The sequence below is a fragment of the Streptomyces sp. NPDC107562 genome (assembly GCF_055657325.1).
The window spans coordinates 202240-225209 of record NZ_JBVKBE010000009.1 but is presented as its reverse complement, the minus strand read 5'-3'; the positions used below and the strand labels follow the sequence as shown (position 1 = coordinate 225209).

At 72.6% G+C, this 22970-nt stretch carries 23 protein-coding genes; 14 read left to right on the top strand and 9 right to left on the bottom strand.

Annotated elements, in window-relative coordinates; all coding sequences use genetic code 11:
* Nucleotides 1-58: 58 nt before the first annotated feature.
* Nucleotides 59-1093: a non-homologous end joining protein Ku gene (gene ku, locus ACZ7LV_RS24825; protein ID WP_471942271.1), complete on the bottom strand. Its 1035-nt coding sequence runs from the start codon at nucleotides 1091-1093 to the stop codon at nucleotides 59-61.
* A 125-nt stretch (nucleotides 1094-1218) separates the two neighbouring features.
* Between ku and ligD the strand changes: the two genes are divergently transcribed.
* A complete protein-coding gene (gene ligD / locus ACZ7LV_RS24820) occupies nucleotides 1219-2100 on the top strand; it encodes a non-homologous end-joining DNA ligase (RefSeq protein ID WP_401673298.1) in 882 nt (293 codons plus the stop codon).
* A 43-nt stretch (nucleotides 2101-2143) separates the two neighbouring features.
* Nucleotides 2144-3457 (top strand): vanadium-dependent haloperoxidase, encoded by a 1314-nt coding sequence (locus ACZ7LV_RS24815; protein ID WP_471942269.1) that lies wholly within the window; start codon nucleotides 2144-2146, stop codon nucleotides 3455-3457.
* 6 nt (nucleotides 3458-3463) lie between these two features.
* Here ACZ7LV_RS24815 and ACZ7LV_RS24810 read toward each other — a convergent pair whose 3' ends face one another.
* The gene (locus ACZ7LV_RS24810; protein WP_471942267.1) at nucleotides 3464-4270 is read right to left on the bottom strand and encodes a nuclease-related domain-containing protein; all 807 of its coding nucleotides are present in this window, start codon (nucleotides 4268-4270) and stop codon (nucleotides 3464-3466) included.
* Nucleotides 4271-4380: 110 nt separating this feature from the next.
* Here ACZ7LV_RS24810 and ACZ7LV_RS24805 point away from each other — a divergent pair, with 110 nt between their 5' ends.
* The 6 genes from ACZ7LV_RS24805 (at nucleotide 4381) to ACZ7LV_RS24780 (ending at nucleotide 11160) form a co-directional block, all read left to right on the top strand.
* Nucleotides 4381-4887, top strand: a complete 507-nt coding sequence (locus tag ACZ7LV_RS24805) for a protein-tyrosine phosphatase family protein (protein WP_471942266.1) — start codon at nucleotides 4381-4383, stop codon at nucleotides 4885-4887.
* Nucleotides 4888-5043: 156 nt separating this feature from the next.
* Nucleotides 5044-5805: a hypothetical protein gene (locus ACZ7LV_RS24800; protein ID WP_471942264.1), complete on the top strand. Its 762-nt coding sequence runs from the start codon at nucleotides 5044-5046 to the stop codon at nucleotides 5803-5805.
* A complete protein-coding gene (locus ACZ7LV_RS24795; RefSeq protein WP_471942262.1) occupies nucleotides 5802-7094 on the top strand; it encodes an ATP-binding protein in 1293 nt (430 codons plus the stop codon). Before ACZ7LV_RS24800 ends, ACZ7LV_RS24795 begins: the two co-directional genes overlap by 4 nt.
* A 76-nt stretch (nucleotides 7095-7170) precedes the next feature.
* Nucleotides 7171-8241, top strand: a complete 1071-nt coding sequence (locus tag ACZ7LV_RS24790; protein WP_471942260.1) for an SH3 domain-containing protein — start codon at nucleotides 7171-7173, stop codon at nucleotides 8239-8241.
* A 43-nt stretch (nucleotides 8242-8284) separates the two neighbouring features.
* Nucleotides 8285-9649: an FtsW/RodA/SpoVE family cell cycle protein gene (locus ACZ7LV_RS24785; protein ID WP_471942258.1), complete on the top strand. Its 1365-nt coding sequence runs from the start codon at nucleotides 8285-8287 to the stop codon at nucleotides 9647-9649.
* A complete protein-coding gene (locus ACZ7LV_RS24780) occupies nucleotides 9646-11160 on the top strand; it encodes a penicillin-binding transpeptidase domain-containing protein (protein ID WP_471942256.1) in 1515 nt (504 codons plus the stop codon). The genes ACZ7LV_RS24785 and ACZ7LV_RS24780 overlap by 4 nt, the downstream gene beginning before the upstream one ends.
* Here ACZ7LV_RS24780 and ACZ7LV_RS24775 read toward each other — a convergent pair.
* Nucleotides 11157-12269, bottom strand: coding sequence for a ferritin-like domain-containing protein (locus ACZ7LV_RS24775; protein ID WP_471942255.1), 1113 nt, complete (start codon nucleotides 12267-12269; stop codon nucleotides 11157-11159). The two genes, ACZ7LV_RS24780 and ACZ7LV_RS24775, sit on opposite strands and share 4 nt — an antisense overlap.
* Before the next feature lie 88 nt (nucleotides 12270-12357).
* On the opposite strand from ACZ7LV_RS24775, the gene ACZ7LV_RS24770 reads away from it, so the two are divergent.
* The 4 genes from ACZ7LV_RS24770 (at nucleotide 12358) to ACZ7LV_RS24755 (ending at nucleotide 15655) form a co-directional block, all read left to right on the top strand.
* Nucleotides 12358-13296, top strand: coding sequence for an AurF N-oxygenase family protein (locus ACZ7LV_RS24770; RefSeq protein ID WP_471942253.1), 939 nt, complete (start codon nucleotides 12358-12360; stop codon nucleotides 13294-13296).
* Between the two features lie 119 nt (nucleotides 13297-13415).
* Entirely contained in the window at nucleotides 13416-14072 is a 657-nt protein-coding gene (locus ACZ7LV_RS24765) for a TetR/AcrR family transcriptional regulator (protein WP_471942252.1), read from the top strand.
* 10 nt (nucleotides 14073-14082) lie between these two features.
* Entirely contained in the window at nucleotides 14083-14379 is a 297-nt protein-coding gene (locus ACZ7LV_RS24760) for a hypothetical protein (protein ID WP_471942251.1), read from the top strand.
* A 103-nt stretch (nucleotides 14380-14482) separates the two neighbouring features.
* A complete protein-coding gene (locus ACZ7LV_RS24755; RefSeq protein ID WP_471942249.1) occupies nucleotides 14483-15655 on the top strand; it encodes a C40 family peptidase in 1173 nt (390 codons plus the stop codon).
* 81 nt (nucleotides 15656-15736) lie between these two features.
* On the opposite strand, the gene ACZ7LV_RS24750 is transcribed toward ACZ7LV_RS24755, so the two are convergent.
* Nucleotides 15737-15943 carry a hypothetical protein gene (locus tag ACZ7LV_RS24750; RefSeq protein WP_471942247.1) on the bottom strand — a complete coding sequence of 69 codons (207 nt, stop codon included), beginning with the start codon at nucleotides 15941-15943 and terminating at the stop codon, nucleotides 15737-15739.
* Nucleotides 15944-16215: 272 nt separating this feature from the next.
* Here ACZ7LV_RS24750 and ACZ7LV_RS24745 point away from each other — a divergent pair, with 272 nt between their 5' ends.
* Nucleotides 16216-16491, top strand: coding sequence for a hypothetical protein (locus ACZ7LV_RS24745; protein ID WP_471942246.1), 276 nt, complete (start codon nucleotides 16216-16218; stop codon nucleotides 16489-16491).
* Nucleotides 16492-16729: 238 nt separating this feature from the next.
* Nucleotides 16730-16936: a hypothetical protein gene (locus ACZ7LV_RS24740; RefSeq protein WP_471942244.1), complete on the top strand. Its 207-nt coding sequence runs from the start codon at nucleotides 16730-16732 to the stop codon at nucleotides 16934-16936.
* Nucleotides 16937-16955: 19 nt separating this feature from the next.
* On the opposite strand, the gene ACZ7LV_RS24735 is transcribed toward ACZ7LV_RS24740, so the two are convergent.
* The 5 genes from ACZ7LV_RS24735 to ACZ7LV_RS24715 are packed head-to-tail and all read right to left on the bottom strand — an operon-like array spanning nucleotide 16956 to nucleotide 22849.
* Nucleotides 16956-18209: a styrene monooxygenase/indole monooxygenase family protein gene (locus ACZ7LV_RS24735; RefSeq protein ID WP_471942241.1), complete on the bottom strand. Its 1254-nt coding sequence runs from the start codon at nucleotides 18207-18209 to the stop codon at nucleotides 16956-16958.
* 24 nt (nucleotides 18210-18233) lie between these two features.
* Nucleotides 18234-18872, bottom strand: a complete 639-nt coding sequence (locus tag ACZ7LV_RS24730; protein WP_471942238.1) for a GTP-binding protein — start codon at nucleotides 18870-18872, stop codon at nucleotides 18234-18236.
* The gene (locus ACZ7LV_RS24725) at nucleotides 18853-19281 is read right to left on the bottom strand and encodes a DUF742 domain-containing protein (RefSeq protein WP_471942236.1); all 429 of its coding nucleotides are present in this window, start codon (nucleotides 19279-19281) and stop codon (nucleotides 18853-18855) included. The genes ACZ7LV_RS24730 and ACZ7LV_RS24725 overlap by 20 nt, the downstream gene beginning before the upstream one ends.
* Nucleotides 19278-19781: a roadblock/LC7 domain-containing protein gene (locus ACZ7LV_RS24720; RefSeq protein ID WP_471942234.1), complete on the bottom strand. Its 504-nt coding sequence runs from the start codon at nucleotides 19779-19781 to the stop codon at nucleotides 19278-19280. The genes ACZ7LV_RS24725 and ACZ7LV_RS24720 overlap by 4 nt, the downstream gene beginning before the upstream one ends.
* Nucleotides 19778-22849, bottom strand: a complete 3072-nt coding sequence (locus ACZ7LV_RS24715) for a sensor histidine kinase (RefSeq protein WP_471942233.1) — start codon at nucleotides 22847-22849, stop codon at nucleotides 19778-19780. Before ACZ7LV_RS24715 ends, ACZ7LV_RS24720 begins: the two co-directional genes overlap by 4 nt.
* Between the last annotated feature and the right edge of the window lie 121 nt (nucleotides 22850-22970).

Below are 22970 nucleotides of genomic sequence, written 5' to 3'. Positions count from 1 at the left end.
TGACCGGCCGGCGACCGGACTCTGTGACAGGCCTGTCGACTTCGAAGCGACGACCCGCTCACGCCGAACGCTTGCGCGCCGTCGTCTTCGCCGTCGTCTTCTTGGCCGTCGACTTCTTCGCCGCCGTCTTCGCGGTGCTCTTCGCCGTGCTCTTCGAGGCCGCCGCCTTCTTCGTCCCCTGGGCCGACTTGGACGCCGTCTTCTTGGCGGCCGCCTTCTTCGCCGTGGACTTCTTCCCGGCAGGCTCCTTCGGCGCGGTACGGCTGGACTTGCGCTGCGGCAGGGCGTGGACGTCGGCGTCCTCGGCCGGCGCCTCACCGCGCGACTCCCGCGCCGCGCGGACGCTGCTCTCCAGCGCCGCCATCAGGTCGAGCACCTTGCCGCCGGCCGCGGGTTCCGGGGCCTCGGGGGGCGCCTCGCCGGCCGCCTTGGCGGCGATGACCTCTTCGACGGCCTCGCGGTACTCGTCGTGCAGGTCCTCCAGCTCGACCTCGCCGAGGGTGTCCATCAGGGCGTCCGCGAGGTCGAGCTCCTTGTCACGGACGGTGACACCGGTGTCGGGGGCGACGCCCTCGGGTGCGCGGACCTCGTCCGGCCACAGCAGCCCGTGCATCGCGATGGCGTCGCCGACCACCCGCAGCATGCCGAGCCGCTCCCGGCCGCGCAGCGCGAACTTGGCGATGGCCACCTTGTTGCTCCGCTTGAGCGCCTCGCGCAGCAGCGTGTAGGGCTTGGCGGCCGGAGCGCCGCTCGCCGCGAGGTAGTAGGCCGCGTCCATCTGGAGCGGGTCGATCCGGTCGCCCGGCACGAAGGCCACGATCTCGATCGTCTTGGCGGTGGGGAGCGGCAACTGTGCCAGGTCCTCGTCGGTGATCGGGATGATCGAGCCGTCGGCGTCCTCGTACCCCTTGCCGATCTCGGCGCCACTGACCTCGCGGTCCTCCAGCTCGCAGAACTTGCGGTAGCGGATCCTGCCGCCGTCCTCGGTGTGGATCTGGCGGAACGAGATCGTGTGGCTCTCGGTGGCGTTCACCAGCTTGATCGGGATGCTGACCAGGCCGAACGAGATGGCGCCGTTCCAAATGGATCGCACGTCCAGCACCTTTCTTGACCTGCGCGGCCTTGGCGGCCTTGGCGGCCCCCAAGGCTCCCGCGGCTGTCATGACGTATCGGTGGAGTTCGTATGATTCTCATGCTTTTCATGTGATTCTTCATCGTATGACGCCGATCACTGAGGTGGAGGGGCGACGGGTCGCGCTCAGCAATCTGGAGAAGGTGCTGCATCCGGCGACCGGCTTCACCAAGGGCGAGTTGCTGCACTACTACGCGACGAACGCCGACGTGCTGCTGCCCCATCTGCGGGACCGGCCGGTGTCCTTCCTGCGCTATCCGGACGGACCCGACGGGCAGGTGTTCTTCGCCAAGAACGTGCCGCCGGGTACCCCCGAGTGGGTCACCACCGCCGAGGTGCCCCGGTCGGAGGGGCCGGCACGGATGGTGCTGGTGCAGGACCTCCCGAGCCTGATGTGGGCGGCGAACCTGGTCGCCGAGTTCCACACCCACCAATGGGTGATCTCCGCACCGGGCGTCGCCGACCGGCTCGTCCTCGACCTCGACCCGGGTCCGCCCGCCACCGTCGTGCAGGCCTGCGAGGTCGCCCTGTGGCTGCGGGAACGGCTGGCGGCGGACGGGATCGAGGCGTACCCGAAGACGTCCGGCTCCAAGGGGCTGCATCTGCTCGCGGCGGTCCTGCCCACCCCCTCCGACCGGGTGACGGAGTACGCCAAGGAGCTCGCCGTCGAGGCGGAGCGGGCGATGCCCCGACTGGTCGTACACCGGATGACGCGGAGTCTGCGGCCCGGAAAGGTTTTCGTCGACTGGAGTCAGAACGCCGCGCGCAAGACCACGGCGACTCCTTACACCCTGCGAGCGCGGGCGACGCCGACCGTTTCGGCACCGGTGACCTGGGAGGAAGTCGAGGCGTGCCGAGACGTCGGCCAACTCACCTTCCTCGCCACCGACATCGCCCCGCGCGTGCAGGACTACGGCGATGTGCTGGCCCCGCTGCTCGACGAGGGGCGGGCCAGTCCACTGCCGTGAGCCACAGCGCCCCTCGACGGGCACCTCACAGCAAGGGACCAGCATGGAAACGACCCGCCCGACCCGCCCCACCGCCCTCCGCCGCCGCACCCACCGTCGCCGCACGCTCGTCGTCGGCCTGACCGCGCTCGCGCTGGGCGCCACGACGGCCACCACCGTCGCCGCCACGGACCGCGCCCCGGCCGCCGCGAAGGCCCAGGTGCTCCTCGACTGGAACGCGGTCGCCGTCGCCACGGTGGGCGGCGACGCCAAGCGGTACGCGCCCGAGCAGAACGTCTGGCTCGGCTTCGTCTCGGCCGCCGTCTACAACGCGGTCGTGGGCATCGAGGGCCGGTACGCGCCGTACCGGTGGGACGGACGGGCTCCCGCCGGCGCCTCGGCCGAGGCGGCGGCCGCCGCCGCCGCGCACCGGGTACTGCTGACCTACTTCCCGAAGTCCAGGGCCCGGCTCGACGCCGCCTACACGAAGTCGCTGAAGAACGTCCCCGACGGGCAGGCCGAGCAGCAGGGCGCCGCCTTCGGCCGGCGGGCCGCCGACCGTCTCGTCCAGCTGCGCGTGCAGGACGGACGGGGAGCGGCGGTGGCCTTCACCAAGTCGCCCGCGCCCGGCGTGTGGCGGCCGACCGCGCCGGACAACACGCCCTTCCGCGTGCCGTGGCTGGCGAAGGTGAAGCCGATGGTGCTGGACTCCGCCGAGCGGTTCCGGCCGGGCGCTCCGCCCGCGACGGACACCCGCCGCTACGCCCGCGAGCTGGCCGAGGTACGGGTGCTGGGCGCGAAGAACAGCAAGGTGCGCACGGCCCGCCAGACGGAGACCGCGAAGTTCTTCAGCGATGTGCTGCCGGTGCAGCTCCAGGCCGGATACCGCGACCACGTCAAGCGGCACGGGCTGGACCTGGTGGACGCGGCGCGGCTGTTCGCGGCGGCCAACACGGCGGCCGCCGACGCGACGATCACCGCGTGGAACGCCAAGCTCACACACGCCCAGTGGCGGCCGGTCACGGCGATCCGCCAGGCCGGCACGGACGGCAACCTGGCCACCGCCTCCGACCCGGCGTGGGAGCCGCTGCTGCGCACGCCCGCCCACCCCGACCACATCAGCGGCCACACCGCGGCCGACGGCGCCGCGATGGCCGTCCTCCACCGGCTGACCGGCGGGAACATCGACTTCCGGATCTCGTCCGCGGTGACCGGCACCACCCGCACGTACACGAAGGCGGCCGACTTCCACCGTGACGTGACCGGCGCCGGCATGTGGGGCGGCATCCAGTACCGGACCAGCGGCGAGGCGGGCACCCGGGTGGGCCAGGCGATCGGGAACTACGCGCTGGACCACCACTTCCGCCCCGTGCGCTGAGCGGGGTCACACCCTCGCCCAGGTGTTCCTGTCCCTGGCCATCGCGTGCAGGGCCTCGACGTCGGCCGGCTTGAGCACGCCGCCGAGGCGGGAGAGTCCGTCGAGGTCCGTGTCCGTGAGGACGCGGACCTCGCGGACCGGGCCGGGGACCGAGACACGGGACGGGCCGACCAGGGCGAGGACCGGACGGACCTCGGCGGTCAGGGCGTAGGAGGCGCGGTCCGCCCCGGCGCGGACCCGGCGCAGCAGCGGCCGCCCCTCCCGCCTGCCGAGCGCGACCATCGGGTCGGCGACGAGGACACGCTGCCTGCGCGCGTACAGGGCGTGCACGGCGAAGAGCCCGCCGGGGCCGATCACCAGGTGGTGGACCCGGTCGCCGCCGGGCAGCGGCACGGAGTGCAGGGCGTGCCAGCCCGCGCCGTCCATGCGGTCCAGCGCCTCCCCCACCGCCTGCTCGGCCTCCAGCGCCCGGCGCCGGGGGTCGGCGCGCAGCCGGGGTCCCGGCGCGCCCGGATCCCGGTCCAGGGCGATCAGGAGGGCCTCGCCGGGCCGGTTGGGAGCGAGGTCGTCGTCCGGGTGCAGGCTGAGCCGGGCCAGCTCAGCGGGGGTCGGGACCGGTGGCGGGCCGACCGTGACGGAGCCGGTGAGGAAGGGGCCCAGAGCCTCGAGGACGTCGTCTGCGCGGTCCTCGCCGAGCAGCACGACCCGGGCCGCCTCACGGTCGTACCAGGCGATGTTCCTGCCGTCCGTGAGGCAGACGTACAGTCGTTCGCGACCGTGCCGCCAGATCGGTACGACGCGCAGTCCGCTCATGCACATCACCCCACGACCATGGGAACAGGCGGGGTGCTCCAGGGGCAAGAACCCGGCTACCTTTGACAGCAGTTGGCACCGGCCCGCCCGTGCAGGGCTGGGGAGGCGCGTTGCGTACCCGCGGGAAGCACCCCGACGTACCGGCTCCGGACAAGCCGTGGAACGAGATCGTGCCCGGTCTGTGGATGGGCGGGCACGAGTTCACGGGCCGTTCGGGGCAGGTGGAGGTCGCCGTCGTCCGGGACGAGTTCGATCTCGTCCAGACTCTGTTGCGGCTGCCCGGCCACGGCCCCGACCCGGACGTCCACCACCAGATCTGGCCGATTCCGGACGGCCCTCTCGACGGGACCCAGCTGGCCGGGGTGATCCGGCTGGCCGAGGCGGCCTGCGACGCGCTGGACCGGGGCCGGCAGGTGCTGGTCCGCTGCTACCACGGCTACAACCGCTCCGGCCTGGTCGTCGCGCACGCCCTGATGGCGCGGGGCCGCTCCGCCGAGTCGGCGATCCGGCTGATCCGCGCCCACCGCTCCCCGTGGGCGCTGCACAACGAGCTGTTCGTGGAGTACCTGCGCGCGGGGCTGCCGACGGCGCGGTTCCTGGAGGAACTCGCGGAGTAGCCCCGAAAGCGAAACCGTCCCGGACCAGGACGGGGCCCTACCCACATGCGGATTTCCGCACAAAAAGAACATTCACAGAAATAAGCCGTACGCACGAATAATGTGCGCGCCCGCATAAGGTGTACGGGCCCGACCGCCCCGGACCACAGGAGCCCCGTGCCCCGCCGCACCACCCCGCCCGTCGCCCGCGGCCGCGTCCGCGCCGTCACCGCCGTCACCGCCGTCACCGCCCTCGCGCTGCTCGCGGTCACCGTGACGGCCTGCGGTGACGCGGGCGAGCTGCGCGACGCGGGGCCCACGGCGACCGCGGACGGCCCGGCCCGGCTGTGGCCCGGGCTGCCGCCGGCGTCCAGTCCGGCCTTCGACATCGGCGAGGTGGACATCCAGACGGTCGAGGGCGTCCCGGTGCCCGACGACGACATCCGCAAGGTGGACCCGGTGGCGGTGGTGCGGGCGGAGATCGCCCGGAGTCCCGCCGACTACGAGGGCGCCAAGGCGCCGTACCGGGGCACGGACAGCCGGATGGCGCGGTGCGGCGCGCCGGCGGACGGGACCGGCACGGGCTGCCCGGTCCTGAAGCCGTACTACCGGGACCTGACCGGCGACGGACGGCCCGAGATGACGCTGGGCTTTCGGCTGCTGCCGGGCGAGCTCACCGCCGTGCGCGTCTACACCGTCGAGAAGCACCGGCTGGTGCAGGTCATGGCGTACGACGACGCCCTGACCGGGATCGAGATCGCCGGTCGGTCGGTGATCCTGCGGGCCCCGTCCGAGGTCCCCGGGTACGAGTACCGGCTCCAGTGGAGCTGGGACACCGAGCAGGGCGCGATGCTGCTCACCCACGACGAGATGCTGCGCACGGGCAAGCGGCCGGCCCCGCACCGCCCCTCGGGCTCGCCCTCCGCGAGCGCTCGATGAGGCCCGTGGTGCCGCGGTGGGCCGGCACCCTCGCCGTGAAGGCCGCCGTCTTCATCACGGTGATGTGCTGCGCCCTGGCCGCGCTGCTCGGCGTCCTGGTCCATGTCTCGGTGACCAACCAGACCGTCGGCCAGGCCCGCACCCTCGCGCTGGCCCGGCTCGCGGACGCGACGGAGGCCTACGAGGCAGGGGATCAGCTCCCGCCGGGCGCGGCGGTGGATCCCCGCGGCCTGCCCGCTGCGCTGCGCTCGCTCGCGACGGCCGGGGAGCGCGGCACGATGGTCGCCGAGGACGGCCGGCCCACGATGTGGGCGGCGGGTCCCGTCGACGGCGGCCGGGCCCTCGCGGTGGCCGTCGACCACTCCCAGCAGGCCCGCACCATCGAGGGCCTGGACCGGGCGATCGGCTGGTCGTCGGCGCTGGCGATCGGGGCGACCGTGCTGGTGGGCGCCTTCGCGGTGTCCCGGGTGACCCGGCGCCTGCACGCCACGGCCCGGGTGGCACGGCGGATCAGCGCGGGCGACCTGGACGCGCGCGTGCACGACCCGCGCACCCGGGACAGCACCCGCCCGCAGGACGAGGTGGCCGCGGTCGCCGCCGCGCTGGACTCCATGGCCGCGTCGCTCCAGGGCAAGCTGCTCGCCGAGCAGCGGTTCACCGCGGACGTGGCGCACGAGCTGCGCACCCCGCTGACCGGTCTGCACGCGGCGGCCGAGCTGCTGCCGCCGGGCCGCCCGACGGAGCTGGTCCGCGACCGGGTGGCCGCGCTGCGCACGCTCACCGAGGACCTGCTGGAGATCTCCCGGCTGGACACCGGGCGCGAGCGGCTGGATCTGGACACCGAGGAGTTGGGCGCGCTGGCACGGCGGGTGGTGCGCGCGTCCGGCACCGACACGGCGGTGCGGGTCGTGCGGGACACGCGGGTGGAGACCGACCGGCGGCGACTGGAGCGGGTGCTGGGCAACCTCGTCGCCAACGCGCACAAGCACGGCCGGCCACCGGTCGTGCTGACGGTGGACGGACCGGTGGTGACCGTGCGGGATCGCGGTGCGGGCTATCCGGAGTACCTGGTGGCGCACGGGCCGCAGCGGTTTCGCACGGAGGGCGGGGCGAAGGGGCACGGCCTCGGACTGACCATCGCGCTGGGCCAGGCGGAGGTGCTGGGCGCCCGGCTGGAGTTCCGCCACGCGCCGGGCGGCGGTGCGGTGGCACGGCTGACACTGCCTCAGGCTCCGCCGCACCCGAGTACGGCGGACGAGGAGGCCCCCCTCCCCGATGGCGCACTGTGACGGGCGCCTCGCGAAGCACGCTCCTAATGTGGCGATTAGTCAGCTTCGCCCCGCCCTGTCACGGGAGGTTCTCCCCATGTCCCTGCGCTCTTCCCGCACCCGTCTCGCCATGACGGCAGCCGGAGGTGCCCTGGCCACCGCGCTGGCGGTCTCCCCGGCCGTCGCCGGTGGTATCTGGGGCGACGACTCCGCTCCCGGCCCCGGCAGGGGTACCGGCCCGGCGCCCGCACCCGCCCCCGGTGGCGAGCCGGGGACCGGCGCCGTCCCCGCCCCTGGTGGTGAGGCGGGCACCGGTGCCGCCGTCCCCGCCCCCGTCCCGGTCCCCGCCCCGGTCCCCGTGCCCGTCCCCGGCTTCGGTGTCGGAGGTTTCGGGCCGGGCTTCGGTCCGGGATTCGGGCCGGGATTCGGTCCGGGCTTCGGTTATCACGACTACGGCGGCCACGGCCGTGTCAACGTCTTCACCGGGAACGGCGGCGTCGACGTGTTCGCCGGCAACCGGGGCGGGTTCAACGGCAACGGCGGGTTCAACGGCAACGGCAACGGAGTCGGAGGATTCAACGGGAACGGCAACGGGGTCGGCGGGTTCAACGGCAACGACTGGTTCCGCAACGGCGGCAACGGCAACGTCGACGTCTACGCGGGCAACGGCAACGTCGACGTGTTCGCCGGCGGCGGCCGGGGCAACGACGGCCGGGACGGCTTCGGCGGAAACGGCAACGGCAACGGCAACGGCAAGCACAACAACAACTCCGACAACGACTTCGACGACGACTTCGACGACGACTTCGATGACGACTTCGACGACGACGCGGAGGACTGGGACCTCGGCGACGACGACGACTTCGACGACGGCGACTTCGACGACGGCATCGGCGGCGACGACGGCATCGGTGGCGACGACGGCGCCAACCAGGCGACCTATCGCGGTGTCGTCACCGCCGACAACCTGGCGGTGCGTTCCCGCCCGACCCTGACGAGCCGGGTCATCGGCCGGGTCGACCGCGGCGACGTGGTGCGCATCTACTGCAAGGCGGCGGGCGACCGGGTGCGGAGCAACCCGCTCTGGTACCTCCTGAAGGGCCGCACCTGGGCCTGGGGACCCGCCCGCTACATCAACAACCAGGGGCCCGCGCCACGCTGGTGCTGACGCCGACGGCACGCGAGCCACACCATTTGGGTAGGTTCCGGACATGACGAAGGCCGCAACCGGAACCGCCGTGGCAGCGGACGCGCCCGCCCCCGACGTCCGTCCCCCCCGGCGCCGCGGCATCGAACTCACCCTCATCGTCGTGGCCGTCCTCCTCTCGGTGTACGGGTACTGCGTCACCGGCCTCGCCCGGACCGGTGCCGTCCCGCCCGGTGCCGCGGGCTACGGCGCGGGCCTCGGCGTCCTCGCCCTGCTCGCGCACCTCGCGGTCCGGGTGCGCGCCCCCTACGCCGATCCGCTGCTGCTGCCCATCGGCGTGCTGCTCAACGGCCTGGGCCTGGTGCTGATCTACCGGCTGGACCTGGAGACACCGGGTGACCGCGCGGCCCCGGCCCAGCTGGTCTGGTCGGCGCTCGGCGTCACCCTGTTCGCGTATGTCGTGGCCGCCCTGCGCGATCATCGGGTGCTCCAGCGCTACGCGTACGTGTGCGTCGCCGCCGCGCTGGTGCTGCTCACCCTGCCGATCTTCTTCCCGGCGGTGAACGGCGCCCGCATCTGGATCCGGATCGCCGGGTTCTCGATCCAGCCCGGCGAGTTCGCGAAGGTGCTGCTGGCCGTGTTCTTCGCCGCGTACCTGGCCGCGAACCGCAACGCCCTCGCCTACTCCGGCCGGCGCCTGTGGGGCCTCCAGATCCCCACAGGCCGCGTCCTCGGCCCGATCGTCGCCATCTGGCTGGTCAGCGTCGGCGTACTGGTCCTGGAACGCGACCTCGGCACCTCGCTGCTCTTCTTCGGCCTGTTCGTCGTCATGCTCTACGTCGCCACCGGCCGCACCGGCTGGATCGCCGTCGGCCTGCTGCTGGCGACGCTCGGCGCGGTCGCCGTCGGCCGCACCGAACCGCACGTGGCCGCACGGATCCAGGACTGGCTGCACCCGTTCGCCTCCATCGAGGCGGGCCAGGGCCCCAACCAGCTCGCCCAGTCGCTGTTCGCCTTCGCGGCGGGCGGCATCCTCGGCACCGGCCTGGGCCTCGGCCACTCCTTCCTGATCGGCTTCGCCACCAAGTCGGACTTCATCCTGGCGACGGCGGGCGAGGAACTGGGCCTGGCCGGCCTCTCCGCGATCTTCCTGCTGTACGGCCTGCTGGTCGAGCGCGGCTACCGGGCGGGCCTCGCCCAGCGCGACCCGTTCGGCCGGCTGCTCGCGGTGGGCCTCGCCTCGATCGTGGCGCTCCAGGTGTTCGTCATCGCGGGCGGGGTGACCGGACTGATCCCGTTGACCGGCATGGCGATGCCGTTCCTGGCTCAGGGCGGCTCCTCGGTGGTCACCAACTGGGCGATCGTGGCCCTGCTGATCCGGGTGAGCCATTCGGCCCGCCGCAGTGATGGCGGGCAGGTCGCCCCGTGACCCGGCACATCCGCCTCGCCGCCGCCTTCTGCGCCCTGCTGCTCGTCGCCCTCCTGGTCAACGCGGCTCGCATCCAGGTCTTCCAGGCGGGCCAGTACGACGCCAACACGGCCAACCGCCGCCACGAGATCAGCCGTTACGGCCAGCCGCGCGGCGACATCCTGGTCGGCGGCCGGCCGGTCACCGGCTCCAAGGACACCGGCGAGCCGCTCCGCTACGAACGCACCTACCGGCAGGGCCCGTTGTACGCCCCCGTCACCGGCTTCGCCTCGCAGGTGTACGGCACCACCTTCCTGGAGCACGCGGAGGACGGCACCCTCTCCGGGAGCGACCCGGTGCTCTCGCCGTTCCCCCTGTGGAACGACTTCACCCGCGCGCGGGGCGTCGGCGGCGACGTCGTGACCACCCTCGACGCGGCGGCCCAGCGGGCGGCGTTCGAGGGGCTGGGCGACCGCAAGGGCGCGGTCGCGGCGATCGAGCCGGCCACGGGCCGGATCCTGGCGCTGGTGTCCACCCCCTCGTACGATCCGGCGGCGCTGTCGGGGAACGGGCCCGCGGTCGCCCGGTCCTGGCTGGGGCTGAACGAGGACCCGGACAAGCCGATGCTGAACCGTGCGGTACGGCAGACCTATCCGCCGGGTTCGACGTTCAAGGTGGTCACCGCGGCGGCGGCACTGGACGCCGGGGTGATCAAGGATCTCGACAAGCGGACCCGCTCGCCCGACCCGTACACCCTGCCCGGCACCCTGACGACCCTGCGCAACGAGGGCGGACGCTGCGCAGACGCCTCGCTGCGCAAGGCCTTCGAATGGTCCTGCAACACGGTCTTCGCCAAGCTGGGCGTGGACGTCGGCGTGACGCGCATGGCCGCGACGGCCCAGGCGTTCGGCTTCAACGACACCGATCTGCGCATTCCCTACTCGGTGGCGCCGAGCACCTTCGACACCACGGTGGACAGGGCGCAGCTGGCCCTGTCGTCGATCGGGCAGTTCAACACGCGGGCCACGCCCCTGCAGATGGCGATGGTCTCGGCGGCGGTCGCCAATGGCGGCCAGGTGCGCGAGCCGTACCTGGTCGAGCGGACCACCACCGGCCGCGGCGCCATCATCTCCTCGGTCGGCACCCGCCCGCTGCGTCAGGCCATGTACCCCTCGACCGCGGCGCGGATGCGGGAGCTGATGCGCGACGTGGTGGAGCGCGGCACCGGCAAGAACGCGGCGATCCCGGGCGCGACGGTAGGCGGCAAGACCGGCACCGCGCAGCACGGCGTCGACAACTCCGGTACCCCCTATGCCTGGTTCGTCTCGTGGGCGCAGGGCGATCAGGACCTGGAGCCGAAGGTCGCGGTCGCGGTCGTGGTGGAGGACGCGGCCGCGCACCGCCGTGACATCACCGGGGGCGGCATGGCGGCCCCGATCGCCCGGGCGGTGATGCAGGCGGTGCTCGGCCCCCGACCGGCACCGACCGACCGCGCCCGGCTCGACCGGCCCGACCGGCCCGACCGGCCCTAGGAGTCCTGTTCGGCTCCTGAATCGATCGCCTCCGTCACCTCGGCCACCCGTTCCCGTTCCTCGGCCGCGAACCGCCGTGCGTCGAGCTCCTCGGCGATCTCCTCGTCCTGGGCCATCAGCAGATCGAGGTTGGAGTCACCCATCTCGAAGACGCCCATGTCGACATAGGCCTGCTGGAGGCGTTCGCCCCACAGGCCGATGTCCTTCACGCACGGCACGATCCGGCTGAACAGCAGCTTGCGGAACAGGGCGAGGAACTCGGAGCGTTCGCTGTACTCCTCCGCCTCGGCCCGCGCGATGCCGAAGTTCTCCAGCACCTCCACGCCGCGCAGCCGGTCCCGCATCAGATGACAGCCCTCGATCACGAACTCCTCGCGCTCGCGCAGTTCGGCGTCGGAGAGCTGCTTGTAGTAGTCCCGCAGGGCCATCCGCCCGAAGGCCACGTGCCGGGCCTCGTCCTGCATGACGTAGGCGAGGATCTGCTGGGGCAGCGGCTTGTCGGTGGTGTCGCGGATCATCCCGAAGGCGGCGAGGGCGAGGCCCTCGATGAGCACCTGCATCCCCAGGTAGGGCATGTCCCAGCGGCTGTCGCGCAGGGTGTCGCCGAGCAGGGACTGGAGGTTGTCGTTGATCGGGTACAGCATCCCGATCTTCTCCTGGAGGAAGCGCGCGTAGATCTCCGCGTGCCGGGCCTCGTCCATGGTCTGGGTCGCCGAGTAGAACTTGGCGTCCAGGTCGGGCACGGACTCGACGATGCGGGCCGCGCAGATCATCGCGCCCTGCTCGCCGTGCAGGAACTGGCTGAACTGCCAGGAGGAGTAGTGCCGGCGCAGCTCGCCCTTGTCCCGTTCGGAGAGCTTCGCCCAGTGTCTGGTGCCGTACAGGGAGAGCGCCTCGTCGGGGGTGCCGAGGGGGTCGTACGGGTCGACCTCCAGGTCCCAGTCGATCCGTCTCTGCCCGTCCCACTGCTTGTCCTTGCCCTTCTGGTAGAGGGCCAGCAGGCGGTCGCGTCCGTCGTCGTACTCCCAGTTGAACCGGGCCTTCCCGGTCGCGGGGACCGGCCAGTTCGGCTCGCCGGGGTCCATGGCGTACAGGTCGAAGGTCGACATGTTCGCAGGCTCACACGTAGTAGACCCGCGGTCAACAAGTGGCGCGCAAGGGATTGACGGGCTTGCTGACGCGCAGTCTCATAAGGGCATGACGACCCTCACCGAAGCCGAAGCCCTGGACGGGCTGCGCGACGCGCTGGGCCTGCTCAAGGATCGCGAGCAGGTGGCCGAGCGACTGCTCGACTCCTCCGCCAAGCACTCCTTCGACCCGGACAAGGAACTGGACTGGGACGCCCCCTTCGAGGAGGGCAAGTGGTTCTGGCCGCCGGAGCTGGTGTCGCTGTACGACACACCGATGTGGCGGCGGATGAGCGAGGAGCAGCGGATCCTGCTCTCCCAGCACGAGGCGGCGGCGCTGGCGTCGCTGGGCATCTGGTTCGAGCTCATCCTGATGCAGCTGCTGGTCCGGCACATCTACGACAAGGCGGCGACGAGCGCGCACGTGCGCTACGCGCTGACCGAGATCGAGGACGAGTGCCGGCACTCGAAGATGTTCGCCCGGCTGATAGCCCGCGGCGAGACGCCCTGGTACCCCGTGAGCCGGGCACACCAGCACCTCGGGCGTCTGTTCAAGACCATCTCGACCACGCCCGGCTCCTTCACCGCCACCCTGCTCGGCGAGGAGGTGCTCGACTGGATGCAGCGGCTGACCTTCCCCGACGAGCGCGTGCAGACGCTGGTCCGTGGGGTCACGCGCATCCACGTCGTGGAGGAGGCCCGGCACGTCCGGTACGCCCGGGAGGAACTGCGGCGCCAGATGGTCACCGCGCCGAAGTGGTCCCAGGAGTTCACGCGGATCACCTCCGGAGAGTTCGCCCGGGTCTTCTCGGTGGCCTTCGTCAATCCCGAGGTCTACACCAACGTCGGCCTGGACCGGCGCGAGGCGCTCGCCCAGGTGAAGGAGAGCGGCCACCGGCGGGAGGTCATGCAGACCGGCGCGAAGCGCCTGACGGACTTCCTGGACGACATCGGCGTGCTGCGGGGAGTGGGGCGGCGGCTGTGGAAGTCGTCGGGCCTGCTGGCGTAGGAACGGTCCGGCGTAGGGGTGCGGGCGGTACGGGGCCGGTCGCGGGGTTCCCCGTGCCCCTCGGCGCCGGCGTGCTCGCCCGGCGATGCGACCGCACCCGGCCGACTACCCTGCCCGGTATGACCCCCGCCGCGCCCACCCCCGCCTACCGCCGCCTCAGCGTCGAGGAACGCCGCAGCCAACTGCTGGACGCCGCACTCACCCTCTTCGCCCACCGGGCCCCCGAGGACGTCTCCCTCGACGACGTGGCGGAGGCGGCCGGGGTCTCCCGCCCCCTGGTGTACCGGTACTTCCCGGGCGGCAAGCAGCAGTTGTACGAGGCCGCCCTGCGCTCCGCCGCCGAGGAACTTCAGCTGTGCTTCGACGAGCCACGCGAAGGGCCCCTGCTGCCCCGGCTGTCCCGCGCCCTGGACCGCTATCTCGCCTTCGTCGACCAGCACGACGCCGGCTTCAGCGCCCTGCTCCAGGGCGGCAGCGTGGTCGAGACCTCGCGGACCACCGCCATCGTGGACGGTGTGCGGCGGGCCGCCGCCGTGCACATCCTGCGCCACCTCGGTGTCACGGACCCAGGACCCCGGCTGCGGATGACCGTCCGGATGTGGATCACCGCGGTCGAGGCGGCCTCCCTCATCTGGCTCGACGAGGACAAGCAGCCGCCCCTCGACGAACTGCGGGACTGGCTGGTGGACCAGTTCGTCGCCGTCCTGTCCGTCACCGCCACCCGCGATCCGCGGACGGCGGCGGTCGTGGCCGCGCTGGCCTCGGCGGATGACTGAGACTGGTGTCGTGAAGAGCGAAGAGACCCCCTTCGAGGGCGGGCCCATGGACGGCCGGACGCTGCCCGTGCTGCTCGGCATCACCGGGCACCCGCCGAAGACGTACCGCATCCCGGTCCCGGACCCGGGCGGCGGTCCGGCCACCGTCCTCGTGTACCGGCGCGAGCCCCGCGGCCAGGGCCGGTTCACCCGGCGCTGGAAGTACGTCCACGACCCCGCAGGCGACCAGGGCAGGGGCCGGGCCAGGTGGCCGTGGCACAAGCCAGACGCCACGCCGGAAGGCAAGCCGGACGACGCGAACGGGTGACCTCCTTAGGCCATCCCGCAGACCTTCGGCGCGCGGACCGCGCGCCCACGTCACATGCTCACGGAGCGGAGCGGACCCGCTGCCCCGCATCGGAGGTGATGACGTGTCAGGAAGGCTACTGCGCCTGGTGTGTACGGCGACCGTGGCGGCCCACGCCGTTCTCGCAGCCGTACCGGCGGCGGCCGCACCCCGGCCGGTCGCGCCCGAAGGGCGCACGATCGCCACTTTGCTGACGGACCTTCAGCGGCTGTACCGCGAGGCCGAGAAGGCGACCGAGACCTACAACGCCACCGAGGAGCAGCTGAAGAAGCAGCGCGCCGTGGCCCGGCGGCTGGACGGGGAGCTGGCCCGCGCCCGGCTCGCCCTGCACTCCAGCAAGGGCGCGGCGGGCCGCCTGGCCCGGCAGCAGTACCAGGGCCGCAGCGACATCTCGCCGTACGTCCGTCTGCTGCTCGCCCGCGATCCGCAGCACGCGCTCGAACAGGGGCACGTGATCGGGCAGCTCGCGCGGGAGCGGGCCAAGACGGTCGAGGAGCTGTCCGGCAGCGAGCGGAAGGCGAACGGCCTGGCCCGCCGGGCGCGCGCGGCGCTGGACCGGCAACTCGCCCTCACCGAGCGCCGGAAGAAGGAACGCGACGAGGTGCGCGCGCGGCTCGGCGAGGTGGAGAAGCTGCTGGCCTCGCTCACCGTCGAGCAGCTGACCGCGGTGGCGAAGCTGGAGAAGGACGGGATCGCCGAGGCGCAGAAGAAGTTCATGGCGGCAGGCGCCCCCCGCAACCGCCACGTGCCGACGAGGGAGGGCGACCGCGCGGTGCGCTACGCGGTGCGCCAGCTCGGCAAGCCGTACGAGTGGGGCGCGGAGGGCCCCCGGTCCTACGACTGCTCCGGGCTGACCTCACAGGCCTGGGCCGACGCCGGGACGCCGATCCCGCGCACCAGCCAGGAGCAGTGGGCACAGCTGAACCGCGTTCCCCTGAAGCAACTGCGGCCCGGCGACCTGGTCGTGTACTTCCCCGAGGCCACGCACGTGGCGATGTATCTGGGCGACGGCATGGTCGTCCAGGCGCCGCGCCCCGGCGCCAAGGTCAAGGTCTCCCCCCTCGCCGCCAACCCGGTCCTCGGCGCCGTACGCCCCGACCCGCGCGGCAGGCCCCTGCGGCACTACACACCGCCGAGGCTTCCGGCGGGCGCACTGGACGGAAAGGACGACGGCTACGCGTCGGCGACACCCCCGCCGCGCCCCACCCCCGCCCCGGCCACGCCCCCGCGCCGGTGACCTGCCACGGCAGGGAGAGAACCCGACCGCGTTCGCGCGCAAGCGCCCCGCGGCCGTTGGCCGCGGGGCGCCGTGGCGGGTTCAGTCGATCTGCTCTCCGTCCGCCGTACCGCCCCTGCAGTAGTTGCCCTCCTCGTTGATCGCGGGAGTTCCGCCGCCCTGCCTGCACTCGGAAGGGCTGACTACGGAGGGAACATCCTGTGCGAGGGCGGTGGCGGCGCCTGTGAGGCCGAATCCGGCGAGGCCTGCCGTGGCGATGACGGCGGCGAGGATTCGTCGAATGCGCATGTGCTTCCCCTTTCGCGGATTGCCTCGGTCGGGGCACAAATCACCCTGATTTTCATTATGCGGGCGGCACCTCACCCTGCGCCATTCGGGTGACGGTGGTGTCGGGTGCGAGGGCGGTGACGTGACCCGCGCTCCGGGACGAAGTCCTGTGCGGTGCGGCGGCGTTGGACCCGTCCGGAACGTCCCGCCCCCGGGTGCCCAGGACGGGCGGGGGAAAGGATGCGACGCTGGAGTCAGGGGCGCGCGACCAGCCCGGAAGGCAGGTGTGTCCCATGCGCACGTCGACCCGGATCGCCGGTGCCCTCGCCGGCCTGACGCTGACGCTCGGCGGTGCGGTGCTCGCCGCTCCCGCGGTCCAGGCGGACATCCCCGCCTGCACACGCATGGCCGAACTGGCCGGTGCCACCGCGTCCGACTCCGTCACCGCGGCCTGCGGCCGTGGCGTGGTCGGAGACCTGCAGGGTTGTGTGACCGGGCTGACCGGGGCCGGAGTGGCGGGCGGCGCCGCGACCGGTGCCTGCCGGGCCGCGGCCCACGAACCGCGTTAGGGCCTGTCTGACAATTCCCGTCTGCCGGACGGCGCCATGCACGCACTCTCGGCGCACCGGGCTCTGACCCGAGTACGCCCAGTACGCGGGTCAGGGCCCGGCACTCCGAGAGCACGCACCTGACGCCGTCCGGCCGCCCTCCGGGCGACGACGCGAATTGTCAGACAGGCCCTAGAGGACCCCGCGCGGCGGCCGGGCGCCGCGCCGGACCTCGCCTCGCACCTCAGAGGAGGACGTCATGCGCACGCGAAGAATCCTCGGCCTCGCCCTGGCCGCGGCGACTTTTGTCGGTGTGAGCGCTTTCGGCGCTGTCGGCGCCGGGGCCGCCTCGTCTCCGGACATCTCCCGGGACGAATGCACGGCCGCCGGCGGACAGGTCGTCTCTCGCCCCTACGCCGGTTACGTCTGCGCGATGCCCGACGGGACCTCGCAGCCGGTCACTTGACCTGTGGCGCGGGGCCCGGTCAGGCGCCGGCGACCTCGGCCAGGTAGGCCGCCGTCTTGTCCGGCTCGTAGAAGAAGTTCTCGAAGTCGGCCGGGTCGTTGAAGCCGTTGGCGAAGCGGTCGGCGACCGGCTGGAGCTGGCCGGCGGCGCCGATCAGGTTGAGGATGTGCTCCGGCGGCGGGGCCAGCATCGCGTTGGTCCACTTGGTGACGTGCTGGGCGGTGTCCCAGTAGCGGTCGAAGGCCTGTCGCATCCAGTCCTCGTCGAACGGCTTGTCCCCGTGCTCCGTGATCGAGGCGAGGTACGAGGCGGCGCACTTGGACGCCGAGTTGGAACCCTGGCCGGTGATCGGGTCGTTGGCGACGACGACGTCGGCGACGCCGAGCACCAGGCCGCCGCCGGGCAGCCTGCCGACGGGGTTGCGCACGGTGGGGGCGTAACGGCCCGCGAGGGTGCCGTTCGCGTCGGTCAGTTCGACCTTGGTGGCCCGCGCGTACTCCCAGGGGAGGAACTTCTCCATGAGTTCCAGGGTCAGGGAGAGGTGCTCCGCGGGGTCCTTGACGCCGTGGAAGGCGTCCAGCGGGCCGCCGGGTATGCCCTCCCAGAAGAGGATGTCGGCGCGGCCGGAGGTGGTGAACGTCGGCATCACGAACAGCTCGCCGACGCCCGGCACCAGGTTGCAGCGGACCGCGTCGAACTCCGGGTGCTCCGGGCGCGGGCCGAGGCCGTGCACGTAGGCGACCGCGAGGGCGCGCTGCGGCTCGGCGTACGGGGAGCGCTCCGGGTCGCGGGCGAACATCTGCACCAGCTCGCCCTTGCCCGCCGAGACCAGCACGAGGTCGTAGGTACGGGAGAAGTAGTCGAGGTCGCCGACCGCCGCGCCGTGGATGACCAACTGGCCGCCGCGCTGTGCGAACGTCTCCATCCAGCCGGCCATCTTCACCCGCTGGTCCACCGACTGGGCGTACCCGTCCAGCTTGCCCACCCAGTCGATCGCCCGCTGCGAGGGTCCCGGGTCGAACGAGCCGGGGGCCGCCACCGAGACGCCGAGTCCCTCGATCTTCGGGGCCTGGGACTCCCAGAAGTTCAGCTTCAGGTCGCGCTCGTGCTGCAGGGCCGTGTGGAACATGCACTGCGTCGACATGACCCGGCCGGTGCGGATCTCGTCCGCCGTCCGGTTCGACATCAGGGTGACCTCGTACCCGTTCGACTGGAGTCCGAGGGCGAGCTGGAGTCCGGACTGACCGGCTCCGACGACGAGTATCTTCCGCATGCGGGTGGTGACTCCTAGGTCGGTCTACTCAGGTGTTTCGTCGAGCGCGTGGCCGACGAGAGCCAGGAGGGTCTCGATCGCGGAGATCCGGCGGCGCGCATCCATGATCATTACAGGTATGTGCTCCGGGATCGTCAACGCCTCCCGCACGTCCTGCGCGTCGAACCGCTCACTGCCGTCGAAGTGGTTGACCGCCACGACGTAGGGCAGTCCGCAGCTCTCGAAGTAGTCGAGCGCCGGGAAGCAGTCCTTCAGCCTGCGGGTGTCGGCCAGCACCACCGCGCCGATCGCGCCGCGCACCAGGTCGTCCCACATGAACCAGAACCGCTGCTGGCCCGGCGTGCCGAACAGGTAGAGCACCAGGTCGTCGTCGAGCGTGATGCGGCCGAAGTCCATGGCCACCGTGGTGGTCGCCTTGCCCGGCGTGGCGGTGAGGTCGTCGGTCTCCTCACTCGCCTCGGTCATCAGCGCCTCGGTCTGCAGCGGCTCGATCTCCGAGACGGAGGTGACCAGCGTGGTCTTGCCGACGCCGAAGCCGCCCGCCACCACGATCTTGGTGGCGATGGGGGCGCGGGTGCGGTCCGTCTGCCAGGACTTGAGATTCTCGTCGGGCTCGACGAGGGGGGAGACGCCCGGGGCGGCGTCAGAGACGACGGAGTCCACTCAGCACCCTTTCCAGCAGAGCGCGGTCCGGGCGGCCCGTGCCGTGACCGGTACCCGTTCCGTACACACGGATCTTTCCCTGGTCCGCGAGATCGCTGAGCAGCACGCGGACCACGCCGAGCGGCATCTTCAGCAGCGCGGCGATCTCCGCCACCGTGCGCATCCGGCGGCAGAGTTCGACGATGGCCCGCACTTCCGGCATGACCGTGGACCGCAGGGAACCGTTCGTCAGTTCCCTGCGCTCCTCGGGCGCCTCCAGCGCGGCCGTGCTCGTCACGAAGGTCTCGACCAGCAGCACGTGCCCGAAGCGGGTACGGCCACCGGTCAGGGAGTAGGGGCGGACGCGGGCGGACTTGCGGTCGCCGCCGCGCACCGGGAGCTTCTTCGGCGTACCGGGCGTACTGCTCATCGGGCACTCCCCGTCGGTTCGGACTCCAGGGACTTGCGCAGTTCGCTGCGGAGTTCGGGCGTCAGGACATGGCCGGCACGGCCCACGAACAGGGCCATGTGGTACGCCACCACGCTCATGTCGCAGTCCGCGGAACCGTGCACGCCGAGCAGCGAACCGTCGCTGATCGACATCACGAACAGGCTGCCCTCCTCCATCGCGACCATGGTGTGCTTCACCGAGCCGAACTCCAGCACCTTGGCCGCGCCGATGGTGAGGCTGCCGATGCCGGAGACGACGGTGGCGAGGTCGGCGGCGGAACCGCGGGGGCCGGTGGGCCGGGTCTCGCGCGCCTCACGCGCGGCCGCGTTCCTCACGGCGTCGGAGGAGAGCAGCAGCAGCCCGTCCGAGGAGACCACCGCGACGGACTGGATGCCGGGCACCTCCTCGACCAGGTTCGTCAGCAGCCAGTGCAGATTGCGGGCCTCACTGCTCAGTCCGAACGTACTGGGCGCGGTCAACTGCTTGCCTCCTCGACGGTGCCCCCCGTGGATCCTTCGGCATGTACGTGTGCTGGGGCGGACTCCGCGGCCTGCGTGGCGTCGCGGGCGGGCGCGCCGGGCGCCGCCTCGTCGCGGGTCGTGGTCTCGTGCGCCCCTTCCGGCGCCGGGCCGGACGTCTCCGTTCCGCGCGTCCGCCCGGCGATCTCGGCCTCGACGTCGCGCAGGCCGGCCGCGGCGCCCTGGCGGAAGCCGCCCAGTCGGCGGCGCAGGGCGTCGGCGTCGACGGAGCCGCTGCGGGGCCGGGGCGCCGCCGCGGGCGCGTTGATCTTCGGCGTGCGCTTGGGCAGCCCCTTGTCGGTGACGCGCTCGGGCTCGTCCCCCTCGTCGGGGGTGCGCTCGTGGCTGTCGGGGCCGATGGCGTAGGGGTCGTGGGGGGCGGCGGCCTGGTCCGGCGCCTCCCCCCGTCGCGGACGCGCGTCGGGCTCCTGCCCGGCGGACTCCGGGCCGGGAGCGGCCGGGCGGTCCACGCCGGGGACGGGCTCCGGGCGGGACCCGGCCCCCGAGGCCCACTCCTCGGACCGGTCCGTCGCGGGATGGGGTCGGGCCGCCGGGTCCGTCGGCGCCTCCCGGTCCTGTCCGGACTCGCGGGCCGGTGCGGACCGCGCCTGCGGGGTCTGCTCGGTCTGCGCGCCCGGCCCGGACCACGTCGTCCCCCGGTCCTCACCGGCGGCCCGGTCCTCGGCGGACTCGCTCGGCTGTTCCGGGAGCAGAAGCTCCATCGTGGTCTCGGCAGGGGACTCGGGAATCCCCCGGTCGACGGCCCGCTCCTTGGCCCGTACGGTGCGCTCGGCCAGCGCCACCAGCGGGTCGCCGTGCTCCGAGCGGCCGTGCAGGACGTTGGAGTTGGCCTCGGCGTCGGCGCCCGGCAGCGAGAAGCCCTGGGCGCTCTCGGCGAGCGAGGCCGGCGTGGGCGACGGCACGGCGACGGCCGGTGCCTCGGCGAACAGCGACTGCGGCAGGACCACGACGGCGGCGACACCGCCCTGCTTCTGCTCGCGCAGCTGGACGCGCACCCCGTGCCGGTGGGCGAGCCGGGCGACCACGTAGAGGCCGAGCCCGAGCCCGTCCGAGCCCTCCTGGTCGTACGGCGACTCGGGGTCGAAGTCGGCGAGCCGGGCGTTGAGCCGGGTCATCCGCTCCTCGGTCATGCCGATGCCCTCGTCCTGCACGGAGAGCATCACCTCGCCGTTCTCCAGCAGCCAGCCGGAGACCTCGACGGGCACGTCGGGCGGCGAGAACGAGGTGGCGTTCTCCATGAGTTCGGCCAGCAGGTGGGACAGGTCGTCCGCGGCGAACCCGGCGATGTGCGCGTGCGGCGGCAGCGCGGTGATCCGGACCCGCTCGTACCGCTCGATCTCGCTCACCGCGGCCCGTACGACATCGACCATCGGGACCGGGCCGGCGTGCTGCTGGACGTGCTCGGTACCGGCCAGCACGAGGAGGTTCTCGCTGTGCCGGCGCATGACGGTGGCGAAGTGGTCGAGCTTGAAAAGGGTGGCGAGCCGCTCGGGGTCCTGCTCGCGCTCCTCCAGGCCCTCGATGACGCCGAGCTGGCGCTCGACCAGGCCCAGGGTGCGCAGCGCGAGGTTGACGAAGGTGCCGCCGATGCTGTCGCGCAGCCGGTCCAGCTGGGCCGCGGCGTCGGCGAGTTCGGTGCGCAGTCCCTCGCGGGCGTCGGCCATCTTCTGCCGCTGGCCGACCAGGTGCTTGCGGTCGGACTCCAGGGTGGTGATCCGCTCGTGCAGACCGGCGGCGTGCGCGTGCAGGGCGTTGACGGACCGGATGACCTGTGCGAACTCGTCGTTGCGCCCGGTGAACTTGACCGGTTCCTCGGCGGCCGGGTTCTCGGCGGCGGCCAGCCGGGCGGAGCCGAGGCGCAGCACGGCGAGCGGGCGGGTCAGGCCCCGGGCCATGCCGGTGGCGACACCGACGGCGAGCAGCATCAGGGCGCCGAGGATCGCGATGCGGATCTCCAGCGCGGTGACGTCGTCGTCGCGCAGTTGCTCCAGGGCGGTGGTGCGGCGCTCGTAGAGAGAGGACTCGACGCCGCGCATCAGGTCGATCCGGGCGGTGAGAGCGGCGTTCAGCTTGTCGGCGCCGATGCCGAGGTCCTCGTCGGAGAGCGTGGGCTGGTCGGTGAGGTCGGCCAGGTACTTGTCCGCGGAGTTGACCTCGGGGCCGGTCACCGTGGAGTCGTAGGTGCCGCGGGCGGCCTTGGTGGCGGTGTCGTGGAAGTCGGCGAGCGCGGACTCGGAACGCACCCGGGCCTGCTGGGCCGCGGCGGTCAGGGCGGCGCGCTGCTTGCCGTCGGCTTCGGAGGAGACGCTGGTCTCGGTGGTGAGGCCGGTGACGGGGTCGTAGACCGACTCGGTGCTGCTGGGCACGCTGAGGGCGGCCAGGAGCAGGCCCCGGGCGGCGGCGGCCTGCTGGACGGCGGTGTCGAGCTCGGCGAGGGCGTAGGCCCCGGAGCCCGCGCGGGGCGGCAGCTGTTCGGCCAGGTCCTCGGCGAGCCGGTGGAGTTCGGCGATGGCCGCGGAGTAGGCCTCGTGGGCTTCGAGAGGCCCGCTGCGGCCGGTGAGCGCCGCCCTGCGCACGCCGGCGATGCCGTCCAGGTCCGAGCGCAGCTCGGCCGGGGTGTCCGTGTTGGCGCGCAGCTCCTCGACCTGGCGGTCCACCCGGGCGCTGCGCTCTTCCGAGGGCGCCTTGGCCTTGGGCCGGCCGGCCGCGATGTAGGAGGTGACCTCGTCCCGCTCGTCCGCGAGGGAGTGGGCGAGGGCGAGGGCGTCCTGTGTCTGCCCGCCCAGGGTCACCAGGTCCTGGCTGTCGCTCAGCTGGCCCGAGGCGGCGATCACCGAGGGGGTGCCCGCGCCGGCGATGGCGGCGGCCACGACCGCCACGGCCACGATGAGCCGGTTGCGCACGTGGGTCCGACGGCCCTTGCCGACCGAGGTGCGCTCCGCGCCCCCCTCGGAGGCCGTCTGCTTGCCTGTGCGCCGAGGCCGCGTCTTCTGCACCGGTGCTCGCATTCCTGACTCGTGTACCCATGGGTCCGGGTGACGCCCCGTCAACTGGTGTGCACACCACCCGGTACGTACGGTCCCCGACCCTCCCAGTGCCGGTGGTCGGTCATCGCACATCACCTGACCG

Excerpts from the sequence above, each read along its gene's own strand:
- ligD (WP_401673298.1), top strand. The coding sequence starts at position 1,219 with ATGACGCCGATCACTGAGGTGGAGGGGCGACGGGTCGCGCTCAGCAAT.
- ACZ7LV_RS24815 (WP_471942269.1), top strand. The coding sequence starts at position 2,144 with ATGGAAACGACCCGCCCGACCCGCCCCACCGCCCTCCGCCGCCGCACC.
- ACZ7LV_RS24810 (WP_471942267.1), bottom strand. The coding sequence starts at position 4,270 with ATGAGCGGACTGCGCGTCGTACCGATCTGGCGGCACGGTCGCGAACGA.
- ACZ7LV_RS24795 (WP_471942262.1), top strand. The coding sequence starts at position 5,802 with ATGAGGCCCGTGGTGCCGCGGTGGGCCGGCACCCTCGCCGTGAAGGCC.
- ACZ7LV_RS24790 (WP_471942260.1), top strand. The coding sequence starts at position 7,171 with ATGTCCCTGCGCTCTTCCCGCACCCGTCTCGCCATGACGGCAGCCGGA.
- ACZ7LV_RS24785 (WP_471942258.1), top strand. The coding sequence starts at position 8,285 with ATGACGAAGGCCGCAACCGGAACCGCCGTGGCAGCGGACGCGCCCGCC.
- ACZ7LV_RS24775 (WP_471942255.1), bottom strand. The coding sequence starts at position 12,269 with ATGTCGACCTTCGACCTGTACGCCATGGACCCCGGCGAGCCGAACTGG.
- ACZ7LV_RS24770 (WP_471942253.1), top strand. The coding sequence starts at position 12,358 with ATGACGACCCTCACCGAAGCCGAAGCCCTGGACGGGCTGCGCGACGCG.
- ACZ7LV_RS24765 (WP_471942252.1), top strand. The coding sequence starts at position 13,416 with ATGACCCCCGCCGCGCCCACCCCCGCCTACCGCCGCCTCAGCGTCGAG.
- ACZ7LV_RS24750 (WP_471942247.1), bottom strand. The coding sequence starts at position 15,943 with ATGCGCATTCGACGAATCCTCGCCGCCGTCATCGCCACGGCAGGCCTC.
- ACZ7LV_RS24745 (WP_471942246.1), top strand. The coding sequence starts at position 16,216 with ATGCGCACGTCGACCCGGATCGCCGGTGCCCTCGCCGGCCTGACGCTG.
- ACZ7LV_RS24740 (WP_471942244.1), top strand. The coding sequence starts at position 16,730 with ATGCGCACGCGAAGAATCCTCGGCCTCGCCCTGGCCGCGGCGACTTTT.
- ACZ7LV_RS24735 (WP_471942241.1), bottom strand. The coding sequence starts at position 18,209 with ATGCGGAAGATACTCGTCGTCGGAGCCGGTCAGTCCGGACTCCAGCTC.
- ACZ7LV_RS24725 (WP_471942236.1), bottom strand. The coding sequence starts at position 19,281 with ATGAGCAGTACGCCCGGTACGCCGAAGAAGCTCCCGGTGCGCGGCGGC.
- ACZ7LV_RS24715 (WP_471942233.1), bottom strand. The coding sequence starts at position 22,849 with ATGCGAGCACCGGTGCAGAAGACGCGGCCTCGGCGCACAGGCAAGCAG.